Here is a 1063-nt window from a genome sequence, read left to right on the forward strand (position 1 = left end):
AATGGCCGTAGCCTTCCCCGACCGCTTCGACAAATACCTATAAACCTAGCCCCACACACAAACAACTTGACACGCTCTCCTAATTTCCTTCTCGCGAAAGGTCTCCCATGCGCGGCAGCATCCGTGAAATCTATACGCTTTATGATGGTAATAATCGCCGTCTCCTCATCCCCGTATACCAGCGCAATTACGACTGGCAGCACAAGCAATGTGCCCGGCTTTTTGACGATCTCGAGGAAATAATCCTCAGCGACCGAAAGAAACACTTCTTTGGCGCAGTAGTCGGGAAGAACCAAGATTCCTGGAATTGGATTGTCATCGATGGCCAACAGAGGCTTACCACCGTCAGCATCCTCATGCTGGCTTTCGCTCATGCCCTCCGAGATGACGAAATCCAGAGTGAAGATCCTTCGCTTGCCGAGAAAATTATCTCTGATTACCTGCGAATCGGCCATAACAAGGAAAACCCGCGTTTCAAACTTAAGCCTGTAAAAGACGACGATAAGGCCTATCAGAAATTATTTGGCCCTGAAAATGAGTTCATCAACTCATCGAATGTAACGTCTAACTACCGCTTCTTCCGCGAAAAGCTACGCTCTACCTCTTTGGACGCCGACCAGGTTTGGGAAGCGATCTGCCGCCTCGAGGTGATGCACTTGGACTTGGAGGAATACGACGAGCCCCAGCGAATCTTCGAAAGCTTAAACTCCACCGGTTTGGAACTTAAAGAAGCTGACAAAGTCCGCAACTATGTCCTCATGGGCTTGGACTCTACGCAACAGGAAAGATTGTATAACGAACGCTGGAATCCGATTGAAGAAAACTGCAGTTTTCAGACCGACTCCTTCATTCGCTGGTATCTCACTACTTACACCACCAAGACCCCACGCGAACAGGACGTTTATGAGGCATTCAAATTTTTCGCTTCCAAGCGCAAGACAAACATGTCAGAACTCTTGGATGATTTATACGCCTATTCCACGTATTTCGGACCTGACCCCCAGATGGTGGACACCTTGAAACCAGCATCTCGCTGGGGAAGTGAGGTACCTTTCCACCATGC

Annotated in this window: 1 protein-coding gene; it reads left to right on the forward strand. The window is 48.9% G+C overall.

The window, feature by feature from the left end:
- Positions 1-107 precede the first annotated feature (107 nt).
- A partial coding sequence (locus ABRP86_RS11495) for a DUF262 domain-containing protein (RefSeq protein WP_349864466.1) occupies positions 108-1063 on the forward strand: 956 nt, incomplete at its 3' end.

Source organism: Corynebacterium sp. KPL3927 (assembly GCF_040225835.1).
In the GTDB taxonomy this organism is placed as follows: domain Bacteria; phylum Actinomycetota; class Actinomycetes; order Mycobacteriales; family Mycobacteriaceae; genus Corynebacterium.